At 56.4% G+C, this 23,506-nt stretch carries 20 protein-coding genes and 1 tRNA gene; 11 read left to right on the forward strand and 10 right to left on the reverse strand.

What is annotated here, in order from left to right; genetic code table 11:
• Window positions 1–104 precede the first annotated feature (104 nt).
• From NGM68_RS09890 to NGM68_RS09900, 3 genes are all read left to right on the forward strand, one after another.
• Entirely contained in the window at window positions 105–3,029 is a 2,925-nt protein-coding gene (locus tag NGM68_RS09890; RefSeq protein ID WP_252697960.1) for a helicase-related protein, read from the forward strand.
• 295 nt (window positions 3,030–3,324) lie between these two features.
• A complete protein-coding gene (locus NGM68_RS09895) occupies window positions 3,325–3,687 on the forward strand; it encodes a hypothetical protein (RefSeq protein WP_252697961.1) in 363 nt (120 codons plus the stop codon).
• A 186-nt stretch (window positions 3,688–3,873) separates the two neighbouring features.
• Complete coding sequence (locus NGM68_RS09900; RefSeq protein WP_252697963.1) at window positions 3,874–4,851, forward strand: hypothetical protein; 978 nt, start codon at window positions 3,874–3,876, stop codon at window positions 4,849–4,851.
• Between the two features lie 337 nt (window positions 4,852–5,188).
• On the opposite strand, the gene NGM68_RS09905 is transcribed toward NGM68_RS09900, so the two are convergent.
• Window positions 5,189–5,848 (reverse strand): hypothetical protein, encoded by a 660-nt coding sequence (locus tag NGM68_RS09905; RefSeq protein WP_252697969.1) that lies wholly within the window; start codon window positions 5,846–5,848, stop codon window positions 5,189–5,191.
• A gap of 177 nt (window positions 5,849–6,025) precedes the next feature.
• On the reverse strand, window positions 6,026–6,472 hold the full coding sequence (locus tag NGM68_RS09910; protein ID WP_252697970.1) for a hypothetical protein: 447 nt from the start codon (window positions 6,470–6,472) through the stop codon (window positions 6,026–6,028).
• Between the two features lie 305 nt (window positions 6,473–6,777).
• On the opposite strand from NGM68_RS09910, the gene NGM68_RS09915 reads away from it, so the two are divergent.
• The 4 genes from NGM68_RS09915 to NGM68_RS09930 all read left to right on the forward strand — a co-directional run bounded on the left by NGM68_RS09915 (window position 6,778) and on the right by NGM68_RS09930 (window position 11,547).
• Window positions 6,778–8,103 (forward strand): toll/interleukin-1 receptor domain-containing protein, encoded by a 1,326-nt coding sequence (locus tag NGM68_RS09915; RefSeq protein WP_252697971.1) that lies wholly within the window; start codon window positions 6,778–6,780, stop codon window positions 8,101–8,103.
• A gap of 669 nt (window positions 8,104–8,772) precedes the next feature.
• Window positions 8,773–9,336, forward strand: coding sequence for a MarR family transcriptional regulator (locus tag NGM68_RS09920; RefSeq protein WP_252697972.1), 564 nt, complete (start codon window positions 8,773–8,775; stop codon window positions 9,334–9,336).
• Between the two features lie 403 nt (window positions 9,337–9,739).
• Window positions 9,740–10,273, forward strand: a complete 534-nt coding sequence (locus tag NGM68_RS09925; RefSeq protein WP_252697973.1) for a hypothetical protein — start codon at window positions 9,740–9,742, stop codon at window positions 10,271–10,273.
• Between the two features lie 446 nt (window positions 10,274–10,719).
• Window positions 10,720–11,547 carry a hypothetical protein gene (locus NGM68_RS09930; RefSeq protein WP_252697974.1) on the forward strand — a complete coding sequence of 276 codons (828 nt, stop codon included), beginning with the start codon at window positions 10,720–10,722 and terminating at the stop codon, window positions 11,545–11,547.
• A 203-nt stretch (window positions 11,548–11,750) separates the two neighbouring features.
• On the opposite strand, the gene NGM68_RS09935 is transcribed toward NGM68_RS09930, so the two are convergent.
• A tRNA-Arg gene (locus NGM68_RS09935) sits at window positions 11,751–11,823 on the reverse strand.
• 102 nt (window positions 11,824–11,925) lie between these two features.
• The gene (rpiA, locus tag NGM68_RS09940; RefSeq protein ID WP_252697975.1) at window positions 11,926–12,639 is read right to left on the reverse strand and encodes a ribose-5-phosphate isomerase RpiA; all 714 of its coding nucleotides are present in this window, start codon (window positions 12,637–12,639) and stop codon (window positions 11,926–11,928) included.
• A gap of 344 nt (window positions 12,640–12,983) precedes the next feature.
• Here rpiA and NGM68_RS09945 point away from each other — a divergent pair, with 344 nt between their 5' ends.
• Both NGM68_RS09945 and NGM68_RS09950 read left to right on the forward strand, forming a co-directional pair.
• Entirely contained in the window at window positions 12,984–13,880 is an 897-nt protein-coding gene (locus NGM68_RS09945; protein ID WP_252697976.1) for an ABC transporter ATP-binding protein, read from the forward strand.
• The gene (locus NGM68_RS09950) at window positions 13,880–15,166 is read left to right on the forward strand and encodes an ABC transporter permease (RefSeq protein ID WP_252697977.1); all 1,287 of its coding nucleotides are present in this window, start codon (window positions 13,880–13,882) and stop codon (window positions 15,164–15,166) included. Before NGM68_RS09945 ends, NGM68_RS09950 begins: the two co-directional genes overlap by 1 nt.
• 101 nt (window positions 15,167–15,267) lie before the next feature.
• Here NGM68_RS09950 and NGM68_RS09955 read toward each other — a convergent pair whose 3' ends face one another.
• On the reverse strand, window positions 15,268–15,561 hold the full coding sequence (locus NGM68_RS09955; protein WP_252697978.1) for a GYD domain-containing protein: 294 nt from the start codon (window positions 15,559–15,561) through the stop codon (window positions 15,268–15,270).
• A 3-nt stretch (window positions 15,562–15,564) separates the two neighbouring features.
• Here NGM68_RS09955 and NGM68_RS09960 point away from each other — a divergent pair, with 3 nt between their 5' ends.
• Window positions 15,565–15,828 carry a hypothetical protein gene (locus NGM68_RS09960; RefSeq protein WP_252697979.1) on the forward strand — a complete coding sequence of 88 codons (264 nt, stop codon included), beginning with the start codon at window positions 15,565–15,567 and terminating at the stop codon, window positions 15,826–15,828.
• A 60-nt stretch (window positions 15,829–15,888) separates the two neighbouring features.
• On the opposite strand, the gene NGM68_RS09965 is transcribed toward NGM68_RS09960, so the two are convergent.
• The 5 genes from NGM68_RS09965 to lipA all read right to left on the reverse strand — a co-directional run bounded on the left by NGM68_RS09965 (window position 15,889) and on the right by lipA (window position 21,919).
• Window positions 15,889–17,472: a dihydrolipoamide acetyltransferase family protein gene (locus NGM68_RS09965; RefSeq protein ID WP_252697980.1), complete on the reverse strand. Its 1,584-nt coding sequence runs from the start codon at window positions 17,470–17,472 to the stop codon at window positions 15,889–15,891.
• Window position 17,473: 1 nt separating this feature from the next.
• Window positions 17,474–18,460, reverse strand: coding sequence for an alpha-ketoacid dehydrogenase subunit beta (locus tag NGM68_RS09970; protein WP_252697981.1), 987 nt, complete (start codon window positions 18,458–18,460; stop codon window positions 17,474–17,476).
• Window positions 18,461–18,466: 6 nt separating this feature from the next.
• A complete protein-coding gene (gene pdhA, locus NGM68_RS09975) occupies window positions 18,467–19,576 on the reverse strand; it encodes a pyruvate dehydrogenase (acetyl-transferring) E1 component subunit alpha (RefSeq protein WP_252697982.1) in 1,110 nt (369 codons plus the stop codon).
• 433 nt (window positions 19,577–20,009) lie between these two features.
• On the reverse strand, window positions 20,010–20,684 hold the full coding sequence (locus NGM68_RS09980; RefSeq protein ID WP_252697983.1) for a hypothetical protein: 675 nt from the start codon (window positions 20,682–20,684) through the stop codon (window positions 20,010–20,012).
• 284 nt (window positions 20,685–20,968) lie between these two features.
• A complete protein-coding gene (gene lipA, locus NGM68_RS09985; protein ID WP_252697984.1) occupies window positions 20,969–21,919 on the reverse strand; it encodes a lipoyl synthase in 951 nt (316 codons plus the stop codon).
• A gap of 133 nt (window positions 21,920–22,052) precedes the next feature.
• Between lipA and NGM68_RS09990 the strand changes: the two genes are divergently transcribed.
• Window positions 22,053–23,450, forward strand: coding sequence for an MATE family efflux transporter (locus NGM68_RS09990; RefSeq protein WP_252697985.1), 1,398 nt, complete (start codon window positions 22,053–22,055; stop codon window positions 23,448–23,450).
• Window positions 23,451–23,506: the final 56 nt, after the last annotated feature.

The raw sequence follows: 23,506 nt of genomic DNA on the forward strand, positions 1-23,506 counted from the left end.
TGGGATAGAGCGCCACTCAAGTGATAACAGCGGATGTCCACCGCCGCTGATAATGGGCCACCAACATTCAAGATTCCATGCTTCGTTGACAGACCCATCACCCGATGACGAACACTACACGGTTCTCGCCCGGTCAACGGGTCGTTCTCAACGGTACGACTGCAGAAGTCATTTACACCCAGACCGTCGGCGATCTGGAATATCTGCGTGCGTATATCGACGGTGAGGGCATCAAAACCGTCTGTCTTGACGACGTTGACATCCATCTACATCAACAGCCGCTCGAGAACCTATCGGGACAGCACCTCGAGGCTTTTCATCCTGGTCACGACAAAACTTCAGCTCAGTGGTTCGATCTCCAGACACAGGCGACGAAACTCAAACTCGCGCATGAACAAGGTCAGCTCCTTTCCATCTCCAGCTCGCTCGTTCGGCTCGAACCCTATCAGCTCGCCTGCGTGAATTGGGTGATGCAAAAACTTCGCCAACGGGCACTCATTGCAGATGACGTTGGTCTGGGCAAGACGATCGAGGCTGGACTCATCCTCAAAGAACTCTCCGCCCGTAATCGAGCTGATCGAATGCTCTTCGTCGTCCCTGCGCACCTGCAAAAGAAGTGGGTTCGGGATATGGAACGGTTCTTCGACATCGATCTAACGGTCGTTGATCGGACGTGGGTCGAAGCCGAACGACGCCGTCTGGGTGAAGAAGCGAATATCTGGAATCAAGATCACCAGCAGTTAGTCACGAGTATGGCGTTTCTACGCCAAGACGAATTCCGGCCTGTCCTTCGTGATGCGTTCTGGGACGTTGTTGTCGTCGATGAAGCGCACAAAGCGTCGAAGCGGGGTGATTCACCTAGTAAAACGGCAAACACAGTCGAAACAGTGGCCGAGACATCCGACTCGTTGCTTTTGTTGAGCGCAACCCCCCATGACGGCAAAGGTGAGGCGTTTCGTTCTCTCGTGGAATACATAGATCCGTTTCTTGTCGCTGAAAACCACGACCTTTCTCCCGAGACCGTCGATCGCATTATGATTCGACGAGGGAAGGAGAGCATCTACGACGACAATGGTGATCGGGTGTTCCCTGAACGAGATGTAGGGGCCATCTCTGTCGATATGACGCACAACGAGCGCCAGTTCTACCGTGAAGTAACAGACTACGTGCAACATGTCTACAACCGGTCTGAGCAACTGAACGAGCCAGCTGTCGGGTTCGCGATGGCGCTCATGCAGAAACGACTCGTCAGCAGTGTTGGCGCGATTCATGCGACGCTGCGGCGGCGATTGACCGACCTGCTCGATGAGCAGATGGCCACAGATGAACTGTCTCCTGCGGCAGCCGCTTATTTAGCGGGTGAGGATCTCGATGAAGACGACAAGCAACGGGCTGAAGACGAAATTGCGGGCCTCTCTCTCGCCGAGACCGATGAACAACTCGAGGAAGAAATCGAGACACTCAGACGATTGGTCTCGCTCGCTGAGGGGCTTCCGGTTGACTCGAAGGCGCAAAAGGTGCGACGCTTCATTCAGCAACTCCTCGACGATGAACCCGATGAGAAACTCCTCGTGTTCACCGAATATCGGGATACCCTCGAGTATCTACTTGACCTCGTCAAAGACGAACCGTGGGCTGATGAGATACTCGTCATCCATGGCGACGTTGATAAAAGCGATCGAACGCGCATCGAGGATGAGTTCAACTACGGACAGTCACGACTCTTGTTTGCGACCGATGCCGCTAGTGAGGGGATCGACCTCCAACACAGTTGCCACATTATGGTGAATTACGAATTGCCGTGGAATCCGAATCGACTCGAACAGCGAATCGGTCGGATTCACCGCTACGGCCAAGACAAGGAGGTCAAGGTGTGGAACTTCCTATTCGAGGACACACGCGAAAGCGAGATTTTCGAGTTGCTCGAGGAGAAAGTCGAGGAGATTCAATCCAAACTTGGGAACACGGCTGATGTACTCGGGATGCTCGACGACGTTGATGTTGACTCTCTCATTATGGAGTCTATCCGGAACAACGATCCACCGAGTGCAACGCGGGCAGAACTTGATCAACTGTTGGACGATCGACAGCGAACGCTCGAAGAGTGGTATGAACGAAGTATGGTCGAGACTAGTACGTTCGATGCCGAAAGCCGCCAGGAAATTCAGAAGGTTGTCGATGAGTCAGAGAATATCTACGGCACTGAAGCCGATATCAAAGCGTTCTTTGAGCAAGCAGTAACGGCGTTCGGTGGGTCGATCGAGCGTCAGGGGGCAAATCTCTATCGAGCAGAGTTACCGAACGACTTTGAGGCCATGGAGAGCCAGTCGTCGTTTGGCCCTTTCACGTTCGATCGCGAGTTTGCAATGAAACACGATGGGATCTCCTATTTAGCACCCGACTCGGCTGTACTCGAACAGCTGATGGAACAAGTCCTCACCGACGAACGAGGAACCGTCGGGGTGAAACTGCTCCCCTTTGTCGACTCACCAGGCATCACCTACAATTACCGCGTTGCGTTTGAGGATGGCACCGGTGAGGTGATACGCGAGGAGATGATTCCTGTCTTTATCGACGCAGAACAGCGAGATGCTCAACGGGTACTTGGTGAACGTGTTATTGATGGAGATTCGATAACGGCAAAGCCAGATACAGGGAGTCTGCGAACAATCTTCGATGTTGAAGATGAGTTGCGCGATGTGGCTGATCGGTACGTGAGCGAAGAGATACGGAAAATCAAGTCCACGCTCCGCGCGCAACGCCACGAAGACATCTCCAGTGAACTCGAGAATATCGAGGCTTACGCAGAAGCTGAACGGGAGCGAATTGAATCTTTCATCGATGAGTATGAGCGGAAAGCAGAGGGCGGTTCCGATATGGGAATCGCGATTCGTGGCCAGCGTGAGCGACTGCAGAAACTCGAAAAACGAATCCAATCGAGGCGTACCGAACTCGAACGGCGTGAACGGATTATCTCACTGGCACCGGAAGTCGAGAACTACTGCTTGGCACTTCCAATTCAGTCATGAGCGACGTGCCACATCTTTCTCGATAGATGTATGAATTCACGGTCTCTGAAGGATCCCTTTTATCCCAGTCCCTTCGGTCTAGCAGCGGGTTTCGAACCTATGTGTGATGCTGGTTGGGTACGATCGTATGACACGCTGATAAGTTGTATCATGTCCTCTACTCCCTGTGATGCAATTTTATACTAGTGAATAGGATCCTCAATTAGTAGAAAGTATTAAGTGATTTTTCCAATTCGGGCATTTCTTGTTTAATGGAAAAGGCATATATTTGCGAGGAATAAAGATCCATATATCTATGTCGGAAAGAACAGAGATGGAAATTAAGCATCGAACCGAGACAAAAATCGAAGAAGGAGAGGTTCCACTCGAATTTGAAGCTGAGGGAGTCAAACACAAAATCATTTGTGTCCACCACGACGGACAACTTGATTATGCCGTGCCAGTCTCGTGGGATGGGGTAGAATGGATGATTAGTGCTGATACGAGTGCAACACCTGGCCCTGGCAGATGGGCGGACGATATCGATCGAACGAACTCGCTTAAAGAATACTTGCATGGGTGCGGTGCTGAGTGGCTTGCCGCCATAACGCCATGGGCAGCAAAACAGTGTGATGAGTTACCAGAAGGAGTCAAAATCCTCGATATGCAATCGGATTGATACAGCAAATCACTGGCATCAACAACTTCAGACTGATTTCTGGAGATAGATCATAACGCTACACTCTAGGCGAGTGGTCATGTCAATGTACCATTCGAGGCTTTCGTAGGTCTCGAGAGGTTCGCTCGTAACGCTGAGAAGGCGGATCCTGGGGCCGGTGAAGAACTCGTTTCAGAGTCACCTGAGGTGGTTGAGGCGGTCAGTGCAGATGAACCAGAAAATATGCAGCAAGCCATGTTTTGTAAGTTAGTTCGGATGAGCGCCGGATCAAAACGAATGGTGAAGATGACGCATAGGCAGATGAACACGCGAAAAACAGCAGAAACAGAAGTAACCATGATAAACAGTAATACGGAAGCAGAATTGGAAGAAGTACAGATTGAAGAATACCCTCGAGAAGACTCAGCAGAAGTACAGGTTGGCCGTACAGTACCGTTTGATGGAGTTGCTGAAGAAGCAGTTCCCGCTGGCTGTGTTCCGATTTCGATGATTGATGTGAACGTAGACGATTACACTGTTAAATATGAACCAGAGGGACTTGGGGGAGTCACCCGGATCGTTGGAGATGGAACATGCGGGCTTGTGAGTGTTATCACAAACCGTCTCAATGATGAGATTGACGTATCAATCAAAGCCGAAGGATGTGCGTCTCTCGGGGATCAAACCGCTATTCTCCTCGAATCAATATTTGTGGATGGTGCGAACGACAACGGCAATACCGACGAAAATGAACCCATTCTGATGACTGACGGCGGCGTCGACGTAGACGGTGAACAGAGAGATAATGAGACAATTGTGGATATTCCACGAAACCCCCTCAAAACTATGATGAGATTCTCGGTTCTTCGCGATGAAGCCTACGCACTGGGAATCAACGAGGAGGGCGTTTTCACGAGATTGATGACCGCTCGTGACGCGAACCGCTACCAACTGGGATGGCACATCAGGATATACGATCTCCCCTTCTCCGTTCAATCATCGCCGCCGTCTGAGTTGTGGTCGGACTACCGCGATGAATACGATTCGCACGATGAGTTCCGGAACGATTTTGACGAGAATCTCGACGTTGAGATTGAGAAGGCTGTCCCTGATGTCGGAGAGCGATTCGAACTGAAAACCTCTGATGTGATCGTTGAGGTAACTGGTGATCGTGATGAGCAATGAGCGAAATGGCCACTTCACGATCACCTTGGCCAATTATCCGGGTGACATAGCTAGTCTTTCCAAAGCTCACACCGACACCACCGTTCTGTACAAGCCATTTCTCTAAATTAAATTTTGCTGGCATTGGATAAGTCTAGCCGTCGATAGAACGTCAATATTTCACCAAGAATGTATTAAATGGGGATACTAGATCATCTGCCGGTTTAATCGGAGTCTCACGATTACCTGTAAGATTGGCCATCTTGTTGAAAATACTCAGTCGGCGACAATCCTCAGAGAGTCTGCTGACTGCAGAGCGCGAATGTTGCACCCAGCAACGATCAACCTCTTATCTCCATTAGGAATTCCCTCGCCAGACAACATCTCCAGATGCATCTATTCCGATCGCACGCTCCCTATCATTATTCAGTAAGTACAGTGTGGCTTCTTTCTGAGTTCCTTCGAACTCCATCTCCGGTCTAGCTATAGAACCCTCATACCGCCCAGTCATTTCACCTGAGATTGTATCGAAGATACAGATATCTCTGTATTCCAGAGCCGCTGCCAATTTACCATCACTCGAAATAATACAATCCGAAAGTGATGAATCAAATTGTTCATTAGCAATCTCATTCCCGTTACTATCCATTACAACAAACCGACCAATATAATCAACATCAAATGGGTCGGATCTATCGGTAATCGCTACGGTGCCATCGTTCGAGATATCCGCATTTATTGCATGACCAAACTCCTTAGCGTATACTGCCGAAAAATTTTCATCTAATAAGACCACAGGGGCTTTCTGATCCATATCCGTCATACCGTACAAAAATCGCCATTGTTTATTAGGTGAGTCTATGGCCAGGAGTTCAATCTCATCACCTTGATATTCTCCATCAACCATACCAATAGCTGAGGGATCGTCCAAAACCAGGTCAGGCATTTGTACATGCTCTTCTGATTCCGAAGGCTCTTCGTCATCCTCCGAACTTGTAAATCTGTCAAATAATCCCATGTCAAAGAATATTATGAGAGAACTTATCAAGATTTCTCATCCTGAAGAGTGTCATAGAAAGGTTCGCACGGTCTGTCTATCCTATACTTGTCAGACTCGCGTGCCAAGATACAAGGCGCATATTCAGCATGCACTGTGGTGAAATTGAGGCGGTTTGAATCAACGGGTACAGACTATCTAAATATCGATTGTGGGAAGTGATTCCACGACCCGTTTCCGGATACGCTCGGGGATACTCTCAACGAAGACTTCTTCGTCTTTGTTATTGACTGCTACTCCCGGTGCGCGTAGCGTGAGATAGTTCAGTTCTTTCTTTTGACCGGTCGACAATTTCTCTATGTAAATCCCGGAGGGGTTCATTTCTATCTGGTATTCGCCTCCCCTTGATTTCCCCTTTATATGGATGAAGTAGCCTTCCCTGTTGATTTGCATGGTGGGTGGCTTGAGAATCCCATATTCAGACCCATGATCCCAGCTCCCAGCTTTCCATTCTGCTGTCACACTCCGATACCCTTCGACTGTGTTAAAGAAATGTTCAACTACCTCCACGACAATAGATTCAAAGTTTCCTTCATCAATGGCTTGGATTTCACTTCCATCCCAAGTAACGACGAGTCCTGCCATAATGCAATAGATGATATTTCAAGACATAGTTGTTTTGCCGACTTTGACCGATGAGTTCGTACACCTATTTACCGGCTGTTCTCCACCCTTCCGCGTGGAAGAAACCATGCAGGCTTACGCCATCCATCTTCTATATTCAGCAGACATCTTCTGACAGAACCTGAGTAGAACATTCAGTTTCTGCTGAATAGGAGCGCGAATGTGACACGTCGCTGTACCAAAATTAAGATTTGATTGATCCGGTCAGTACAGGAATGTCTCATATCACGAAAATCCCTATCTCTACAATGAAATATGAATCTGACATGGGCGGATTTGAACCTATTATTTATAGCTGGATGATCCCTATTCGCAGTCAAATGTCCAATCACATCACCACTATAGTCTCCGACAAAATCACTCGGAGAATCAAAGAGAACGATTTTGAGAATTATATTCCAGACAACACCTTTCTTAAGCGTTGGACAGAGTTTTCCCCGAATAACATCTTCGCAGACCATCTTGTTCTTGATCTTGATCTCACCGAGCATATCGACGACGCAGAACTGCTTGACCACCCGCTAAACCGAATGCTCGGCGGGAAACAACGTGAATTAGCTGAAGTTGATCACAACATTGAGCCGCTGTTGGAGACCTTTCAAGACCTGAAGAGAGAAGATTACGTCGAGAATTACCTTGACACTGGAAATAATCTGACGGTGATCTACAGCGACCTGACCAAAATCGACAATGGGTCAAGATATAGATGGACTCATAGTCATTCTTGGCTGCGGAAATCACAGATCCTTGCCCGAACAATACCTCTGGACGAAGCTAAACTCCGCAAAAAAGGGATCGAGGAGTACGAGATCGTTACCAAATCTCAACCGATTCATGATTATTTCGACTATGTCGACGGATACACACATATCTTGGACTTCGACGAGATGGCAGATGAAAACCCCGAATCCATCGCACTATCCACTGAAGACAACGTGATTGCCGCCTTGATAAGCAAGTATAGAGACGATTCCAAGAATCTCCGTGATATCAACGGTCAATTCATCCTCTTGCCTCAGCCCACCCGACTTCATCCCAAGCCTCAAGACTTGATCGACGCACTTGTGGAAATCGGACAAGCCAATGACAATAAGGCAAAAGCATCTAATACAGACGGTCAACAAACAACCGGATCAGTAGGTGGAGAAATGACACAGCCCGACGATTCCGGTGAAGAGAAATGGGACATTTTCATATCCCATGATTCAGACGATAGCCAACTCGCAGACTCAATCTACTCCGCATTAGAGGATCGGGACATCAAATGCTGGTTGGATGACGCAGTTCTTGAACTCGGAGACAGCCTAACACAGCAGATCGATCATGGACTCACAAATTCGGACTATGCGGTAATCATCGTTTCAGAAAACTTTGTGAAAAATGTGGGTTGGGCTTCCGACGAGTGGGAAGCTCTTCGATCAAGAGATGCAGGAGAAGATGAAAAAGTGATCTTGCCTGTCTGGTATAACATTTCTAAGAGTGAGGTTATGAGATACTCACCGTGGCTGGCCGAAAAAATAGCGATTTCGGTATCAAGTTCCGATGAAGGGGAGAAGGTCGCTGAAGAAGTGGCTCAGATAATCACCAACTGAAAGCTCAGAAGTACGTAGGAATCTATATTTAGAGATTTCATACTGTCCCATGATCTTAGAGACGTTTATAGACCCTCTGCTGAATCCATGCTCTGCATTTTTCACGACTGTCTTAACAGAACTTAATTAGTTCGTTCGATGACTGCTGAAATCAGAGCGCGAATGTGACACAAACTGAGAGCCGATCTGCGATGGAGATGATTGATTGTATTTACCACGTCGCATGAAGTCAGTCACTTGCCAAAGGTTCAACAGAACCTATTGGTAAAAAATCGCAGAAACCACCGCAGCCACCATCAGGACAGCAATTACACCGGCGGTAAACCACGAAAATAGCGGGGTCGAAGCCAAGCCTACCCAGATTTCGATGCCAACCATGGCCAATGGCCCTGCGATGACTATGAGTACGATCGCTCCAATGAAGAACTGGAGATTAATCTGACCTCGGTTTGATCCGACTGTGTTTGTTTTCGAACTATTATTCGGGGATCGTTTCTGCCCAATATCTTGTCTACCAGACATTCGGACGAATATCTGTTAAGTGGGCATAAAAAACGAAAAGGCCGTTCACAGAACCCATACCCCGGGTTTGCGGCCATCAGGGGGGCTCCTTATGAGTATAAACCCTCGGCTCAACATTTTTGATTCTCCCTCTCATTACAGAAAGGTATGGCGACTGTTCCTGATGAGTTTCACAAAGAATTTGATAAAAAAGGAGATACTTTCTTTGAGATTGCTGAGCTGCTTTATACCCAACCTGACCGGGAATTCACACAGGATAAACTTGCAGAAAAAGTTGGCCGATCTAACACGACCATCAGCAAACATACCAGTATGATGGAAAAAGAAGATTGGATTAACCGTCAAGATAATCAGACCACATTCACTTGGAATGTGGAGACACATAACCCGGCCAGGACTGAAGGAGTCGCAGCTGTCAAAATGTTTTATATGGACTTTTTGGATTTATTGAAGAAACACTCAAATACAGTTCCGGGTTCCTTTGCGATAGTTGGGTTTGCGCTGATTCTCACGGCAATTGTCATGTTCGCGTTTTTTGTAGGACTCTCGTTAAAAACGTCGGTGAGTTCAGGCGTTCCGAACGGAGTATATTTTGCAATCGCTGTCGGTTCATTCCTGACCGGTGTTATTGTCACGTCACTTTCACCGTTGCAGGCTCATTTGACTCAATTAGTACTGCGCTATTTCCCAAAGAGTCTGTTGCGAAAATAGGGTCTGTTGCAACCCTCTTTCGGTGATAGGTTTGAACAGTTGTGCTGAATAGAGAGCGCGAACGTGGCACAGACTGAGAGACGATCTGCGATGGTAGTGTTCGCTAAGTACAGGTGAACGATATCGATGACTGTTTGGTATCACGCCCCGCTTTCCCGAACACCTGTACTGTGACCAGAAAGGACTTATAAAAGCACACAAGTGAAGTGGTATGAGATTTCGGCGAGTGTCAGTTTTCTCAGCACTTGTAATCCTCCTCCTGTTAATTTGCGTTTTTCACGCGGGAGTACTCGTTCTTAACCCCTATCATTCAAATGAACCGAGGTATGAGGTTGCTCATAACTCGACCGACGCTTTCAACCAAACTAACCAGGACTATATTGATTGGGCCAGTCCAACTTCTGTGAGCGAACTCTCTGGTGACGCCCAACGGCTCTTTCTCGAAGCCAAAGAGCAACCAGTAGGCTCAACTGGATGGCAATCCTACAATATGAAACATTGTAAACCGGTTGTGTATTATTGTGACCAGTATTCGGAACGACCTGAGTTTCCTTCCGACGGGCATGGTGACTATATCACCTACAGTCTTCTCGAAGAGAACGGTGAACTCTACATATTAGCAACATCATACCAACATGGGGGCCTAGATTTCACATTTATGCTCGAGGCCGTTCTCAAGGGAATAACGCTTATTCCATACGCGCTGATTCTCGGATGGATAGCGGTGGCTTCGAACGCTTCTCCAAAGCAAGAGGTCGCATTTGCAGGAGCTGGCTTAGCGGTGATCATCGCAGCCTTTGCCTTCCCATACATTCAGATGGCTTTCGGGGTCTTCCAATCAATTTGGCCGCTTCTAATTTGGATAGGATTGACGTGGGTGGTAATATTCCACATGATCAGGACTGGTGTAACAGGTACGCCTCGTACTGATAGCTGAGTCGCACTACTCATCACCGGAGTGAATACCCTGCTACAGTGGGGCTTTGGATTCGGTGTGTACGTGTAGTGAACAGATGGTTCACCGCTTTCGGTGTGAAACAAACGGGGTCTTTGTGGTGCATCCATGCTCTATATTCATAACTCGCTTCCTCTCAACAGTTGAGGATTTCAACAGAGCCAGTTAATTCGAAATCTGACTTCCATCATGTTCCTATAGACTCCCTTGGTGAATTCCTCCCAATCATAGACCAGAAACCGTTCTGCAGCATATTCGTGTGGTTCCTGGGGGTCATCCCAGTCTCGAAGGTATCCTTGTTTCGGTGGTCGGATTGAAATGTGCCTTGTTAACCAAATCGTTTATTATTAATGACTGATTCGGGTAATGACATGAGTTTAAATCCCTCAACCTATTTCCAAGAAATGCGTAGTGACTATCTGAAACATTTGGAAGAAGAACACGGAATAACTTCTCTCTTCGAATACTTTGAAGCCTATGATGTGTTTCAACAAGCAAATGACCCTAATGAATTCAGAGATTATGTGGCCAGCATTGAGTACGATCTTGGACTGCTGTTTCAGGTTGCCCCGGTTGCTGATCAAGATATTGTGCTAGTGTCGCTCAATCCAGGACTTCAACAAAATATGTCTCCATCAATATTTGAGGGGACTCGGGAATTCGCTCGACGATGGCCTTATGAAGATGATTTGGAAGCGTTAGCCCAGACAATTGCTCGAAACCTTGATGGCTATCTTACAAGTGCGACCGGATTCAAGAGGATCCTTCCTCGTCTCCACAGTGAGCTTGATATCATATCCTCACCTAATGAAATACCCTACGAGAACTGGATTCACACTGAGACGGTCGCTCCAAATGAACCAAACGTGTTGAGTGAGATGTACTTCACTCGGGTGTATAAATTTCCAACCTACGGGAAAGGGCCGTTAACAACCGATGATATGGCGTTCGGGCGACGGACTTTACAGAACGAACTCCAAACGCTTCTGGATCCACAACTCTACGTGTGTACTGGGATGGATGCGTGGCAAGCCATCCACGACCTGTTTATTGAGAGGGGGTATGAGATCAAACCTCGTAACGAGTCTACGCTAATCCGAGACTCTTTCAAGTTCTATGAGGAAGGAGGGGCAAAAGGGGGTCTCTATGAGGTACCAGAGGCTGATTCGTGGATACTGACAACAAAACATGGTAGTTATCCAGTCAACACGGACAGGTTGGAATCTAATATCAGGTATCTCAACGCCCATCTCTAATTCACCACATGAGGGTTCAACAGAGCCATATGTCTATGTCGGTACCACAGATTTATGTTGGTTGAGGGAATTGTTGGTTTTGGAGATCGCAAGACTGCGTCGACCCGCGTTACGTGGCGTAACGAACTCTCATCGGTAGTCTGGCACCCCATTTATAAACGCCCCGGTGCCGTCTATCGATTTTGAATCGTTATGTTTTGTAACGGGCGCGACGGGATTTGAACCCGCGACATCTTGGTCCGGAACCAAGGACTCTGTCCACTGAGCTACGCGCCCTTACCGGTAGTGACCCACCACGAGCCTATAACGCTTCGGTCACCGGCTATGACTGCGCTCGTCTCGTTTGCGCCGCCCATCTCTGTTCCGAGTTACACTGACTCAGTAAGTCCGCACCTCGAGCCCCCCATCGACCCCAACATACGTTGAATCAGCCATCCCGACGAACATCCCATGCTCGAGCACGCCCGGGATCGCCCCGAGTTCCTGCCCGAGCGCTCTCGGATCCTCGATCGTGCCGAACGCACAGTCGAGGACGAGGTTGCCGTTATCGGTGACGACCGGCCCGTCCTTCTGGGATGCCGACCGCAACGTGGGCTCACCGCCCAGCTCGCGAACCCGCTCGGCGACGAGGGTGTGCGCCGCGGGGATCACCTCGACCGGCACCGGAGCCTCGAGCGTCGCCACCAGTTTCGAGGGATCGGCGACGACGACGAATCGCTCGGCGCTGGCAGCAACCACCTTCTCGCGGGTATGCGCCGCGCCGCCGCCCTTGATCAGAGCCCCGTGAGCGGGCGAGTCCGGGCTGTCGACGACCTGATCGGCACCGTCGATCGCCAGGTCGACCCCCTCCACGGCGTCCAGTTCGGTCAGCGGAATCCCAACCTCGATGGCCAGTTGCCTCGACTGAAAGGACGTAGGAATCCCCCGAATCTCGAGGCCGTCCTCGATCGCCCGTCCGAGCGCCTCGATGGCGTAGGCGGTCGTCGACCCGGTGCCAAGTCCGACGACCATTCCGTCCTCGACGTCCTCGGCGGCTCGCCCCCCGGCACGACGCTTGTGGGCGTCCGACCCGCCCGACGTTTTCGCGCTCATTGCTACGTACACGAGTGAGCGGAGACGGGAAAAGCGTAGCCTTCTCTTGCCTGGTGGTGTTCGGATCACACGTTTACTGGCCTGCACCCGATTCGAACACCACGAAAACCCCTGGCCCGTTCGACCCCCCGGGCTCGCTGTGCGCGCTCGCTTCGCTCGCGTGCTTTCGTCGCCCGGGAGGGATCGACCGTGCCAGCCCCTTTCATTCCCACCCCACGGTGGCTGGTCAACCATCCGACACGTGTGGGAATGAAAGGGGCTTTCGTGGTGGTTGCATTCCGATTCCTTGCGGTTGCGTCTCCCCCGAGAAGGCTTTTTGCCCCGGCCATCCTGTAATCAACCTAATGGATCACCCCGACGACGCGCTGGCGATGACCGACGTGCGCAAGACCTACCACGTCGGCGAGCCGGTACACGCCCTCGACGGGGTCTCGTTGTCGATTCCCCGGGGATCGTACACGGCGATCATGGGGCCGAGCGGGTCTGGGAAATCGACGCTGATGAACCTCATTGGCTGTCTCGACACACCTACCGAGGGAACGGTGGTCATCGACGGCCAGGACGTCGCCCAGCTCTCTGAACGCGAGCGAACCCGTCTCCGGGGAACTACCGTCGGGTTCGTCTTTCAGACATTCAACCTCATGCCCCGGCTGGACGCTCTCGAGAACGTCGCCCTCCCCCAGTTGTTCCGCGGCGCCAGTCGAAGCGAGCGACACGACCGTGCCGAAGACCTCCTCGAGCGCGTCGGCCTCGGCGACCGGGTCGATCACCTCCCGAACGAACTCTCTGGTGGGCAGCGCCAGCGGGTGGCACTTGCGCGGGCGCTGGTGAACGACCCGGCGATCGTGCTGGCCGACGAGCCCTCGGGCAACCTCGACACGGAGACCGAAGCCGAAGTGCTCGACCTCTTCGAGGCGTTTCACGACGCGGGGACGACGCTGATCGTCGTGACCCACGAGCGCCACGTGGCCGAGCGCGCCGACCGGATCGTCCACCTGCTCGACGGGAGGATCGAACGGATCGAGGAACTCGGTAGCCCTGCCGCTCCCTCGCCACCAGCCGACGGCGCTCGAGCCGCCTCGAGCGCCCGTGCGAACGAGCCAGCGACTGGGAACCCACGATCGGATACGGATTCGATGCCGACCAGCGACGACACCGACTCGAGGACGAGCAGCGACGATACCGAATCGAAGACGGAAAGCGACGACACCACACCAGCGGATACGGGGGAGAACCGCTGATGCGCCCACTCGAGTCCCTGCGCCTCTCCTGGCGCTCGATTCGTGGGCACCGACTTCGATCGACGCTGACGACCCTGGGCGTCATCATCGGCATCGCAGCGGTGATCGCCTTCGTCGCCCTCGGGGCGAGCCTGCAGGCGGGCATCATCGGGGACATCAGTCCTGACGACCAGCGCAACCTCTACGGGTGGGCGGCCGATCCCGACACCGAAGGCGGGCCGATGGCCGGAGCGCAGTTCCTCTTCAGCCAGGACGACCTCGACGGGGTGAGCGACCTCGAGGCCGTCGAGGCTGCCTACGGCTACGCGACCATCGATGCCCAGTCGGTGACCTACGCGGGTGACACCCGCCTCCAGGGGGATGGGCTGATCGCCGCCGGCCCGTCCTACATCCGGGAGTCCTCGTTACGCGAGGGCCGCCAGTTCGAGATGGGCGAACGCGAGGCCGTCATCAACCCGGCCGCCGCCGCGCAGTTCGAGGAGAACGTCAGCGTCGGCGACGAGCTCGAGGTTCGGATCGTCACCGGAGGGACTGAAACGGTGACAGTCGTCGGCATCACCGACACCAACGAGGGGCTCAGCCCGTTCGAGGGGTTCGAGGCGGCCCCCAGGATCTACGTGCCGACTGATCCGCTCTACGTCGAGCAGGCGGTGGGGCCGGCGGCGGGATCCGATTCGACTGCTGGGGACGAGAACGGTGACACCACCGACGTCCGTTACCTCGCCATCGTCGTCGAAGCACCCACCGCCGACCAGGACGATGTCGACGCCGCTCGAGACGCTGCCACCGCCTACTTCGAGAGCGACGAGGCGGACGCGGGTGAGTTCCTCGGCGACGACCTCGCGGTCACGCTCCAGACGAGCACCGAGTTGCTCCAGCAGCTCGAGAACATCCTGGGGCTGCTCCAGAACTTCATCGTCGGGATCGCCGCCATCTCGCTGGTCGTCGGCTCGATCGGCATCGCGAACATCATGCTCGTCTCGGTCACCGAACGTACCCGCGAGATCGGCATCATGAAAGCGGTCGGTGCCCAGAATCGTGACGTCCTCGGGCTGTTCCTGACGGAGGCGATCATCCTCGGCGTCATCGGGGCCATCGTCGGCACCGTACTCGGTCTGGCCGTCGCCGCCCTCGGTGCGTGGTACATCGACCTCCCGCTGGTGTACCCGCTCGAGTACGTCGCCCTGGCGATCGCCGTCGGCGTGCTCGTCGGCGTCGTCTCGGGGTTGTATCCGGCCTGGCGGGCGGCCAGCACGGATCCGATCGACGCGTTACGGTACGAGTGAACGACGCGCCCTCTCGTTCTTCAGCTGACTTCGTGTATCGCAATCGTTCTTACCGCTACTTTCCCGGTCACTGTCTGCATACGGCGGAATCGGTGCGTCCGTCACGGCATGGCGTCGACGATGTTCCGAAACTCCTCGAGCGTGAACGCCTGGAGCGGTTCGACCGTCACGTTGCCGCTTTCCGCAAGCGTGAATGCCGCCTGTGCTGCCGTCGCGTCGTCCGGGAAGTCGGCGATAATCACTCCGTCGTACCGACCCATCGTGATGAAGAACTCGTTCCAAGTTCCGCCGAGTGACTCGATCATCTCCCTGGCGTGTTCCGTTCGGCGGGGGCTGTCCCGGACGTTTTCGACTCCTTGCCGGGTGAAGCTCGTCAAGAGCACGTACGTGGGCATGACGTGAACGGTACCACGAACGGAACGATAGTCATAGCCCTGGGATCGTCCGGCACTGCGAAGACGGTATCGTGCGGAATCATGCCCTGTTTCTTCCACGAGTTCACGATCGGCCTCGAGACCGGGGGTGTTTCGGAATCCGATTTGGACGACAACGCGGACGACGATGTCACAGGCAACGGTGACGTAGACGATGATCCAGAATTGAGCGGTGAGGAGCTGTTATACGCCGGTGCGTCTCTTCTCGGCAAGCAGTTGCCCTACTGAAGCGGTGCTCCGTGTGTGGTTCGACAGATCCGATAAGAAGAACGATCGCGCCGCCCGTCCCTACTCGAGCAAGAGCAACTCGGGGTTCTCGAGGTACGTCATGACCTCGTTGCAGAACGACGCCCCCTCGGCACCGTCGATCAGACGGTGATCGAACGAGAGCGAGAGCGTCATGACCGAACGGGGTTCGATCGACTCGTTGCCGTCCTCGTCGGTGACTACGCGGGGTTTGCGCTTGATCTCGCCGACGGCCAGAATCCCCGCCTCGGGGTAGTTGAGGATCGGTGTGGCGTACTCGCCGCCGATGCCGCCGATGTTCGTGATGGTGAACGTCGAGCCCCGGAGTTCGTCCGGGGAGATGGTGCGCTCGCGCGCTTTCTGCACCAGCTCGTTCATCTCCGAGGAGAGCTGGAGCATGCCCTTCTGGTCGGCGTCCTCGATCACGGGCACCATCAGCCCCGCGTCGGTCGCGGTCGCGACACCGATGTTGTAGTAGTTGCGGTGGACGATCTCCTGGTTCTCGTCGTCGATCATCGCGTTCATCTCGGGGAACTCCCGGAGGGCCGCGATGACGGCCTTCATGATGAACGGCATGTACGTCAGGGACATCCCCTGCTCCTCGGCGACCGGTTTGAGCCGTTCGCGAGCCTCGACGAGGCGGGTGACGTCGACCTCGTCGTGGTGAGTGACGTGCGGGGCGGTGTACTTCGAGCGCTCCATCGCGTCCGCGATGGTCTTGCGGACGCCCTTGAACGGCTCGCGCGTCTCACGCGGCCCGGTTTCGCCGGCGGCGACGGCCGCGGCGTCGGCCTCCTGGGCCTGCTGCTGGGCCTCGGCGTACTCGACGACCGCCTCGGGCGTGACGAACGCTTCACCCTCGCGCTCTTCGGTCGCCGGCACAGCGTTGATGTCGACGCCGTGTTCCTCGGCCACGCGGCGGGTCGCTGGTGCGGCCAGCGTCCGCTCTCGGTCGGCCGATTCGACCGATGCGGGGGCCTGGGTGCTCGAGCTACCAGCACTTGCACTTGCACCTGAACCTGCACCCCCACCCGTAGCCTCGTCGCCGTCCGCGTGACCGCCAGCGGTTGCGTCGGCTCCGCCGGCGTCGGCCGCTGTTTCGGCGGATTCCGTTTCGGCCGCACCGTCGCCCGCCCCCTCGGCGGCAGCCTGCACGTCGCCCTCCGTAATGCGACCGCCGGGGCCGCTGCCCTGGACGCTCGAGATGTCGACGCCCTCCTCGCGGGCGAGTCGGCGAACGCGGGGTGGCGCGAAGATGCGGCCGTCGGGGGTGTCGACCTCCTCGGTCGTGTCGTCGGCTGTCTCGTCGGCTGCGTCGGCTTCCTCGGCTTCGGACGCCGCACTCGAGTCGTCAGCTTCCACCGCAGCTTCGTCGCCGTCGTCCTCACCGTCGACGTTGAACGTGATGATCACGTCGCCGACGGGCACCATCTCGCCTTCCTCGGCGAGCAACTCCTTGACCGTCCCGTTGTACGGCGAGGGCACTTCGACCAGCGCTTTGTCCGTCTCGACTTCGGCAACGGGCTGATCTTCGGAGACGGTGTCACCGGGCTCGACCAGCCACGAGACCAGTTCGCCTTCCGCCACGCCCTCGCCGACGTCGGGCAGTTTGAACTCCTCGACCATGTTAGAACTCCATCGCCTCCCGAATCCCCGTCTCGATGCGGGCCGGCTCTGGCAGGTAGTAGTCCTCGAGCGCGTACAGCGGGAACGGCGTGTCGAAGCCGCTGATGCGCTTGATCGGTGCCTCCTGGTACATGAGCGCCTCCTCCTGGATCGTCGCCGCGATTTCGGCACCCATGCCGCCTGTCTTCGGGGCCTCGTGGACGACCGCGCCGCGGCCGGTCTTCTTGAACGACTCGACGATGGTGTCGATGTCGAGCGGCGACACGGTGCGAAGGTCGACGACCTCGACGTCGATCTCGCCCTCGAGGTTCTCCGCGGCCTCGAGGGTCGGTCGCGTCATCGCGCCGAAGGTAAACACCGAGATGTCCGATCCCTCGCGCCGGACGGCGGCCTCGCCGAGTGGTACTTCGTAGGACTCGTTGGGCACCTCCTCGCGGAACGCCCGGTAGATGAGTTTGGGCTCGAGGAAGATGACGGGGTCGGGCGAGCGAATCGCGCTCGTGAGCAGCCCCTTGGTGTCGTATGGGGTCGAGGGGATGACGACCTTCAGGCCGGGCTGGTGGACGAACATCGCCTCCGAGGACTCGGAGTGGTGTTCGGGGGCGCGGATGCCGCCGCCGTAGGGGGCCCGGATGACCATCGGACACGTGAATCGGCCGCGCGAACGGGTTCGCAGGCGCGCGGCGTGGGAGACGATCTGGTCGAACGCGGGGTAGATGAAGCCGAGGAACTGCATCTCGGGGACGGGTCGGAGGCCGTAGGCGGCCATTCCGATAGCCGTTCCGACGATGCCCGACTCCGCGAGGGGCGTGTCGATGACGCGATCGTCGCCGAACTCGTCGTAGAGCCCTTCGGTCGCGCGGAAGACGCCGCCGTTTTTCCCGACGTCCTCGCCCATGACGATGACGTCTTCGTCCCGTTCCATCTCCTGATGCAGTCCGTCGCGAACTGCCTGTACCAGCGTGAGGTTTTCAGATTCTGCAGCCATATTTGATCAGTCCTCCAGTAACGCGTCGTCGCCGTATTCGTCTCGGATCTGTTCGAACCACTCGAGCTGTTCCTCGAGTCGCCGCGGCATGCCCTCGTAGACGTGGGCGAAGATCTCCGCGGGATCGGGTCGCTCGACCGCTTCGGCGGCGTCGATCGCGTCGGCCACCTGGTCGGTGATCCGCTGTTCGAGCGCGTCCGCGGCCTCGTCGTCGAGCATGCCGTGGTCGCGCAGGAACGTCTCCATGCGTGGGATCGGATCCTTCTGCTTCCAGCGCTCGACCTCCTCGTCGTCGCGGTAGACGGATGGGTCGTCCGCCGTCGTGTGCGCGCCAAAGCGGTACTGGACGGCCTCGATCAGTGTCGGTCGAAGCTCGTCGTCCCCGGGGTTTTTGGCCTTGTCGATGGCGTCCCGGGTGACCTTGTAGACGGCGAGGGGATCCATGCCGTCGACCTGGACGCCCTCGAAGCCGTAGGCCGTGGCCTTCTGTGCGATGGTCTCGCTGGCGGTCTGGCGTTCGCGGGGCACCGAGATGGCCCACTGGTTGTTGTTACAGAAGAACACCGCCGGGGCGTCGAAGACGCCGGCGAAGTTCAGTCCCTCGTGGAAGTCGCCCTCGCTCGTCGCGCCGTCGCCGAAGTAACAGAGGAACGCCTTCTCCTCGCCGGCGAGCCGGGAGGCCCACGCAGCACCGGTCGCGTGGGGGATCTGCGTGGCGATGGGCACGGCGACCGTGAAGATGTTCAGGTCGTCGGGGATGGCGTTGCCCGATTCGTGGCCCATCCAGTACAGCAGGGTCTGTTTGAGCGAGAGGCCGCGAACGAGGGCGGCTCCGTGCTCGCGGTAGCTCGGGAACAGCCAGTCCTCGTCGTCGAGCGCGTGGGCGCTCGCGATCTGTGCGCCTTCCTGCCCCGACAGCGGTGGATAGGTTCCCATCCGGCCCTGGCGCTGCAGACTCACCGCCCGCTGGTCGAAGTGGCGGGCGAGTTTCATCTGCTCGTAGATATCGAGGAATTCGTCCTCCTCGAGTTCCGGAACGTCGGCTCCCTCGAGGACGCGTCCGGCGTCGTCGAGTACCTGTACGCGTTCGCGAGGGTCGTGCTGTAGTGTGCTCACGGATATACCCACCTTCGCATACCCTAATGGTCTATCGCTCACGTTAAAGGAGTTTCGTAAATAATTTACTATCAGCACGATTCTTGCGATGCATTGACAAAGTTCCCGGTCGATAGGACGCGAAGTCGATCAGATGTCCAAATAAACTCGCGTATGTGCGAATACAGTTGGTAGTATCGCGGAATAGTCACTGGTTACTGGACAGATGGTCGCCACCGATTCGAGGGCACCCATACGGTAACACATGACCTGATGCCATCCATCTCGCCAGTCAGAATCAGGAACCCGGCGTGGTGACCGGCGATATGGTGGGGGACTCGAGTCGTCAGTGGGTACGCTCGAGGGCCATTTCGTGGCTTTCCAGGTCTGTACTATCGGGCAAAATCGAACGCCACCGCCTGATTTCGCTCAGCAGTCGACGCTTCGAAGCAGACTAGGCTCGTTCGGCGTCGAGTGCATCGGATTCCGGCGGCCTGTTCTGCACGAGCCAGACCGATCCGGCTGCAACGACGCCGACGCCGATGGCGGTCACCAGCGAGATGATGAGGAGGCCGCCGAAGTCGACCGAGAGGCCGTCCACGGCGACCGATGTGAAGATTGCGCTGGTCACGAGGAGTGCAATCGTCCCGATGCCCGTACTGATGGCGGCGACGAGCATGGTAGTGGTGTCGTCGGTCTCGAGAGTCGCCCCGAAGTAGAGGCCGATGGCGGCGGCGAGGACGACGCTCCAGAACAAGGCGTTCTCGGGTGGGAGGCCGAGCATGGTGCCGCCCATCCCGCCCATGCCGTCGAACTCGAACATCGACTCGTCGACGACGTCCAGCAGGAGCATCACGAGGCCGATGCCGACGCCGATCAGGGCGAACTGGGACGCCACGAACGTCGTCCAGGTCTTGACGATCGGTTGCTGGGCCAGATCCAGTACTGAGGGATCGTCGTCGGTCTGTGCGACTGCGTCGGTCGCTACGCCGGTATTTCCGCCGTCCGTCGAGACGGGCTCTCCTGCTGACGGATCGACGGTCGACGGCGACTCGGCTTCGCTCGAGGTAACCTCTTTGTCGTTCTCGTCGTCCACCGACTCGTCCGCAGTCGACGGTTCGTCGCTCATCGACACTCCCCCGCTACTGCCGTCGATCGCTGAGGCCAGTCTCGGTTCGTTCGCTCGGATTTACCGATCCGTTCTGGTAACGCTGTTCGTTTCAGGATACGTGACATACCGGCAGTGGGGAACTAACCGCTATAACCTTCAGCTATGGCGGATGTAACCGCACAGGTTACCCACACGTAACGTCGTTTCAGCGTCGCCAACAGTTCTCGAGTGCGACACACGGTCTATGCCTCGCTCGCCGATCAGTGCTCCGCACTACCAGGTACCTGTTTCGCCCCTTTCCGTCAGTTCGACACCGCCGACCGGCGCGCCTCCGCTCGAGCGTCCTCGACGCTCTTTCCCTCGCGAAGTACGGCGTCGACGAATAGCTCGCCCGCCTTGTAGGACGACCGAACCATCGGGCCGCTGGCGCAGTACAGGAAGCCAAGCTCCTCCTCGGCGACGCGTCGCCAGGTCTCGTACTTGTCCGGATGGTCGTAGCGTTCGACCGGGAGGTGGCTCCGGGAGGGCTGGAGGTACTGGCCGAGGGTGACGATGTCGACCCCGCGCTCGCGCAAGTCGGCCAGCGTCTGGTACACCTCGTGGTCGTACTCGCCGTGGCCGAGCATGATCGAGGTCTTCGTGTAGATGTCGGACTCGCGCTCGACTTGCTCGAGGACGCCGAGGCTCTGTTCGTAGCCGGCCCGACGGTCGCGGACGGGGAACTGGAGCCGTTCGACGGTTTCGACGTTGTGGGCGATGACGTCCGGTTGGGCGTCGATGATCTTTCGGACGAGGTGTTCCTCGCCCTGGAAGTCGGGGATGAGGACTTCGACGAGGATGCCCGGATGCCGGTCTTTTATCTCGCGAATCGTCTGCGCGAAGTGACCGGCCCCCTGGTCGGGGAGGTCGTCCCGGTCGACGCTCGTGAGGACGACGTAGTCGAGGCCGATTTCGGCGATTGCCTTCCCGACGTTTACTGGCTCGTCGGGATCGAGCGGCTCCATCCCGCCGGTCTCGACGTCACAGAAGTTACACCCGCGCGAGCAGCGATGGCCCATCAGCATGAACGTCGCGGTGCCGCCATCGCCCGACGCACTCTCCCGGCCGCTCCAGCACTCCCCCAGATTTGGACAGTTCGCCTCCTCACAGACGGTGTTGAGATCGTGCTCGCGCAGCGTCTCCCTGATTCCGGCGAACTCCCGTCCCGACGGCGGTCGCATCTTCAGCCAGTCGGGCTTTCGCGAGCGGCTCATACCACATCCTTGGTGCCGGCGGTGAAAAATCGTGGTGGTTCCGACGTCACCCTCGACCTGATCCACGGGAACACGAACCATATTCCTAAATATTTATATTATGGTGGCACACTCTTGTAACAGACCACCGACGATGGCATCAGTACCGCGTGAGGAAATCACGAACGGCTCGCTCCCGAAAGCGCTGCTCGTCCTTGCTGCGCCGTTGCTCGCCCAGAACCTCGTCCACGTCGCCAACCAGCTCATCGACGTCTTCTGGCTCGGACGCCTCGGCGGCGACCACGTCGCGGCCGTCGGGCTCAACTTCCCGATCATCGCGTTGCTCTTTACCGCCGCCATCGGCGTCTCCGTTGGTACCCAAGTCGTCGTCTCCCAGCGCGTCGGGGGCGAGAACCTCGAGTCGGGCCGACGAGCCATCGTCACCGGTACACTCACCGGACTCGTCGCCGGGACGATCCTCGGCCTGCTCGCGTTCGTCTTCGCGCGGGACGTGATGGGGCTGTTCGCGGCCGAACCCGCCGTACTCGAACTCGCCGCCGCCTACCTCGCGGTCATCGCCATCGGCATTCCGCTCGCGACCGCGAGCGACTCCCTCGAGGCCGGTTTCGTCGGCTGGGGGGACGCTCGCGCGGCGCTGTACATCAACCTGGCGACGGTCGTCACGAACGTCGTCCTCGACCCGTTTCTCATCTTCGGCTGGTGGGTGTTCCCCGAACTCGGCCTCGAAGGGGCCGCCCTCGCGTCGATTCTCGGCTACACCGGCGGGTTCCTCCTGGCGATCACTCTGGCGCTGTACGGCCGGGACGAACTTCGGATTCGACTCCGTGACGTCGGCTTCAGCGTGAGTGACGCCCGCGAAATCGTCGATGTCGGCTGGCCTAACGCTGGCCAGTTCGTCGCCAGCCAGTCGGTTCGCGTGATCATGGTCGCCATCGTCGCCGTCGCCGGCGGGACGGCGGCGGTCGCCGCCTATACGATCGGTGCTCGCGTCGCCTCAGTCGCCTTCATCCCGGCGCAGGGACTCCAGCAGGCAGCCCAGAGCGTCATCGGGCAGAACCTCGGTGCCGAGAACCCGGGTCGGGCGACGAAGACGACCTGGATCGGCGTCGCCATCGCCGCGGGTGCGCTCACACTCGTCGGCGTGGTGCAGTGGCTCGTCCCCGAGACGCTGACCGTGGTGTTCGTTCCCGACGCGACGGCGGCCGAACTCGCCTACACGACCGACTACCTGCGCATCCTCGCCTACGGCTACTGGGCCATCGGGGCGACGTACCTGCTGATGGCCGGGTTCAACGGTGCGCGGCGCACCAGAACCAGCTTCGTCGCCACGCTCTGTCAGTACTGGTTCGTTCGGCTCCCGGTCGCCGCTGGCGGCGTCTACCTCCTCGGCTTCGACGCCACTGCCGTCTTCTGGGCAGTCACGTTCTCGAACGTTGCCGCCGCCATCGGCCTCGGGCTCTACTACTGGTACGAGACCGGGAGCGGCATGAACCACCGGGCCGTCGACGTCGCGACCTCGAGCGCCGATTGAGAGGGAACCGTGTAACCACGCACCGCCGGTTGCTGACCCCGTGTGCGATCACGCCG

The organism is Natronosalvus vescus (assembly GCF_023973145.1).
Classification (GTDB): Archaea; Halobacteriota; Halobacteria; order Halobacteriales; family Natrialbaceae; genus Natronosalvus; species Natronosalvus vescus.

Excerpts from the sequence above, each read along its gene's own strand:
- NGM68_RS09890 (WP_252697960.1), top strand. The coding sequence starts at position 105 with ATGACGAACACTACACGGTTCTCGCCCGGTCAACGGGTCGTTCTCAAC.
- NGM68_RS09895 (WP_252697961.1), top strand. The coding sequence starts at position 3,325 with ATGTCGGAAAGAACAGAGATGGAAATTAAGCATCGAACCGAGACAAAA.
- NGM68_RS09905 (WP_252697969.1), bottom strand. The coding sequence starts at position 5,848 with ATGGGATTATTTGACAGATTTACAAGTTCGGAGGATGACGAAGAGCCT.
- NGM68_RS09910 (WP_252697970.1), bottom strand. The coding sequence starts at position 6,472 with ATGGCAGGACTCGTCGTTACTTGGGATGGAAGTGAAATCCAAGCCATT.
- NGM68_RS09915 (WP_252697971.1), top strand. The coding sequence starts at position 6,778 with ATGGGCGGATTTGAACCTATTATTTATAGCTGGATGATCCCTATTCGC.
- NGM68_RS09920 (WP_252697972.1), top strand. The coding sequence starts at position 8,773 with ATGGCGACTGTTCCTGATGAGTTTCACAAAGAATTTGATAAAAAAGGA.
- rpiA (WP_252697975.1), bottom strand. The coding sequence starts at position 12,639 with ATGAGCGCGAAAACGTCGGGCGGGTCGGACGCCCACAAGCGTCGTGCC.
- NGM68_RS09945 (WP_252697976.1), top strand. The coding sequence starts at position 12,984 with ATGGATCACCCCGACGACGCGCTGGCGATGACCGACGTGCGCAAGACC.
- NGM68_RS09950 (WP_252697977.1), top strand. The coding sequence starts at position 13,880 with ATGCGCCCACTCGAGTCCCTGCGCCTCTCCTGGCGCTCGATTCGTGGG.
- NGM68_RS09955 (WP_252697978.1), bottom strand. The coding sequence starts at position 15,561 with ATGCCCACGTACGTGCTCTTGACGAGCTTCACCCGGCAAGGAGTCGAA.
- NGM68_RS09965 (WP_252697980.1), bottom strand. The coding sequence starts at position 17,472 with ATGGTCGAGGAGTTCAAACTGCCCGACGTCGGCGAGGGCGTGGCGGAA.
- NGM68_RS09970 (WP_252697981.1), bottom strand. The coding sequence starts at position 18,460 with ATGGCTGCAGAATCTGAAAACCTCACGCTGGTACAGGCAGTTCGCGAC.
- NGM68_RS09980 (WP_252697983.1), bottom strand. The coding sequence starts at position 20,684 with ATGAGCGACGAACCGTCGACTGCGGACGAGTCGGTGGACGACGAGAAC.
- lipA (WP_252697984.1), bottom strand. The coding sequence starts at position 21,919 with ATGAGCCGCTCGCGAAAGCCCGACTGGCTGAAGATGCGACCGCCGTCG.
- NGM68_RS09990 (WP_252697985.1), top strand. The coding sequence starts at position 22,053 with ATGGCATCAGTACCGCGTGAGGAAATCACGAACGGCTCGCTCCCGAAA.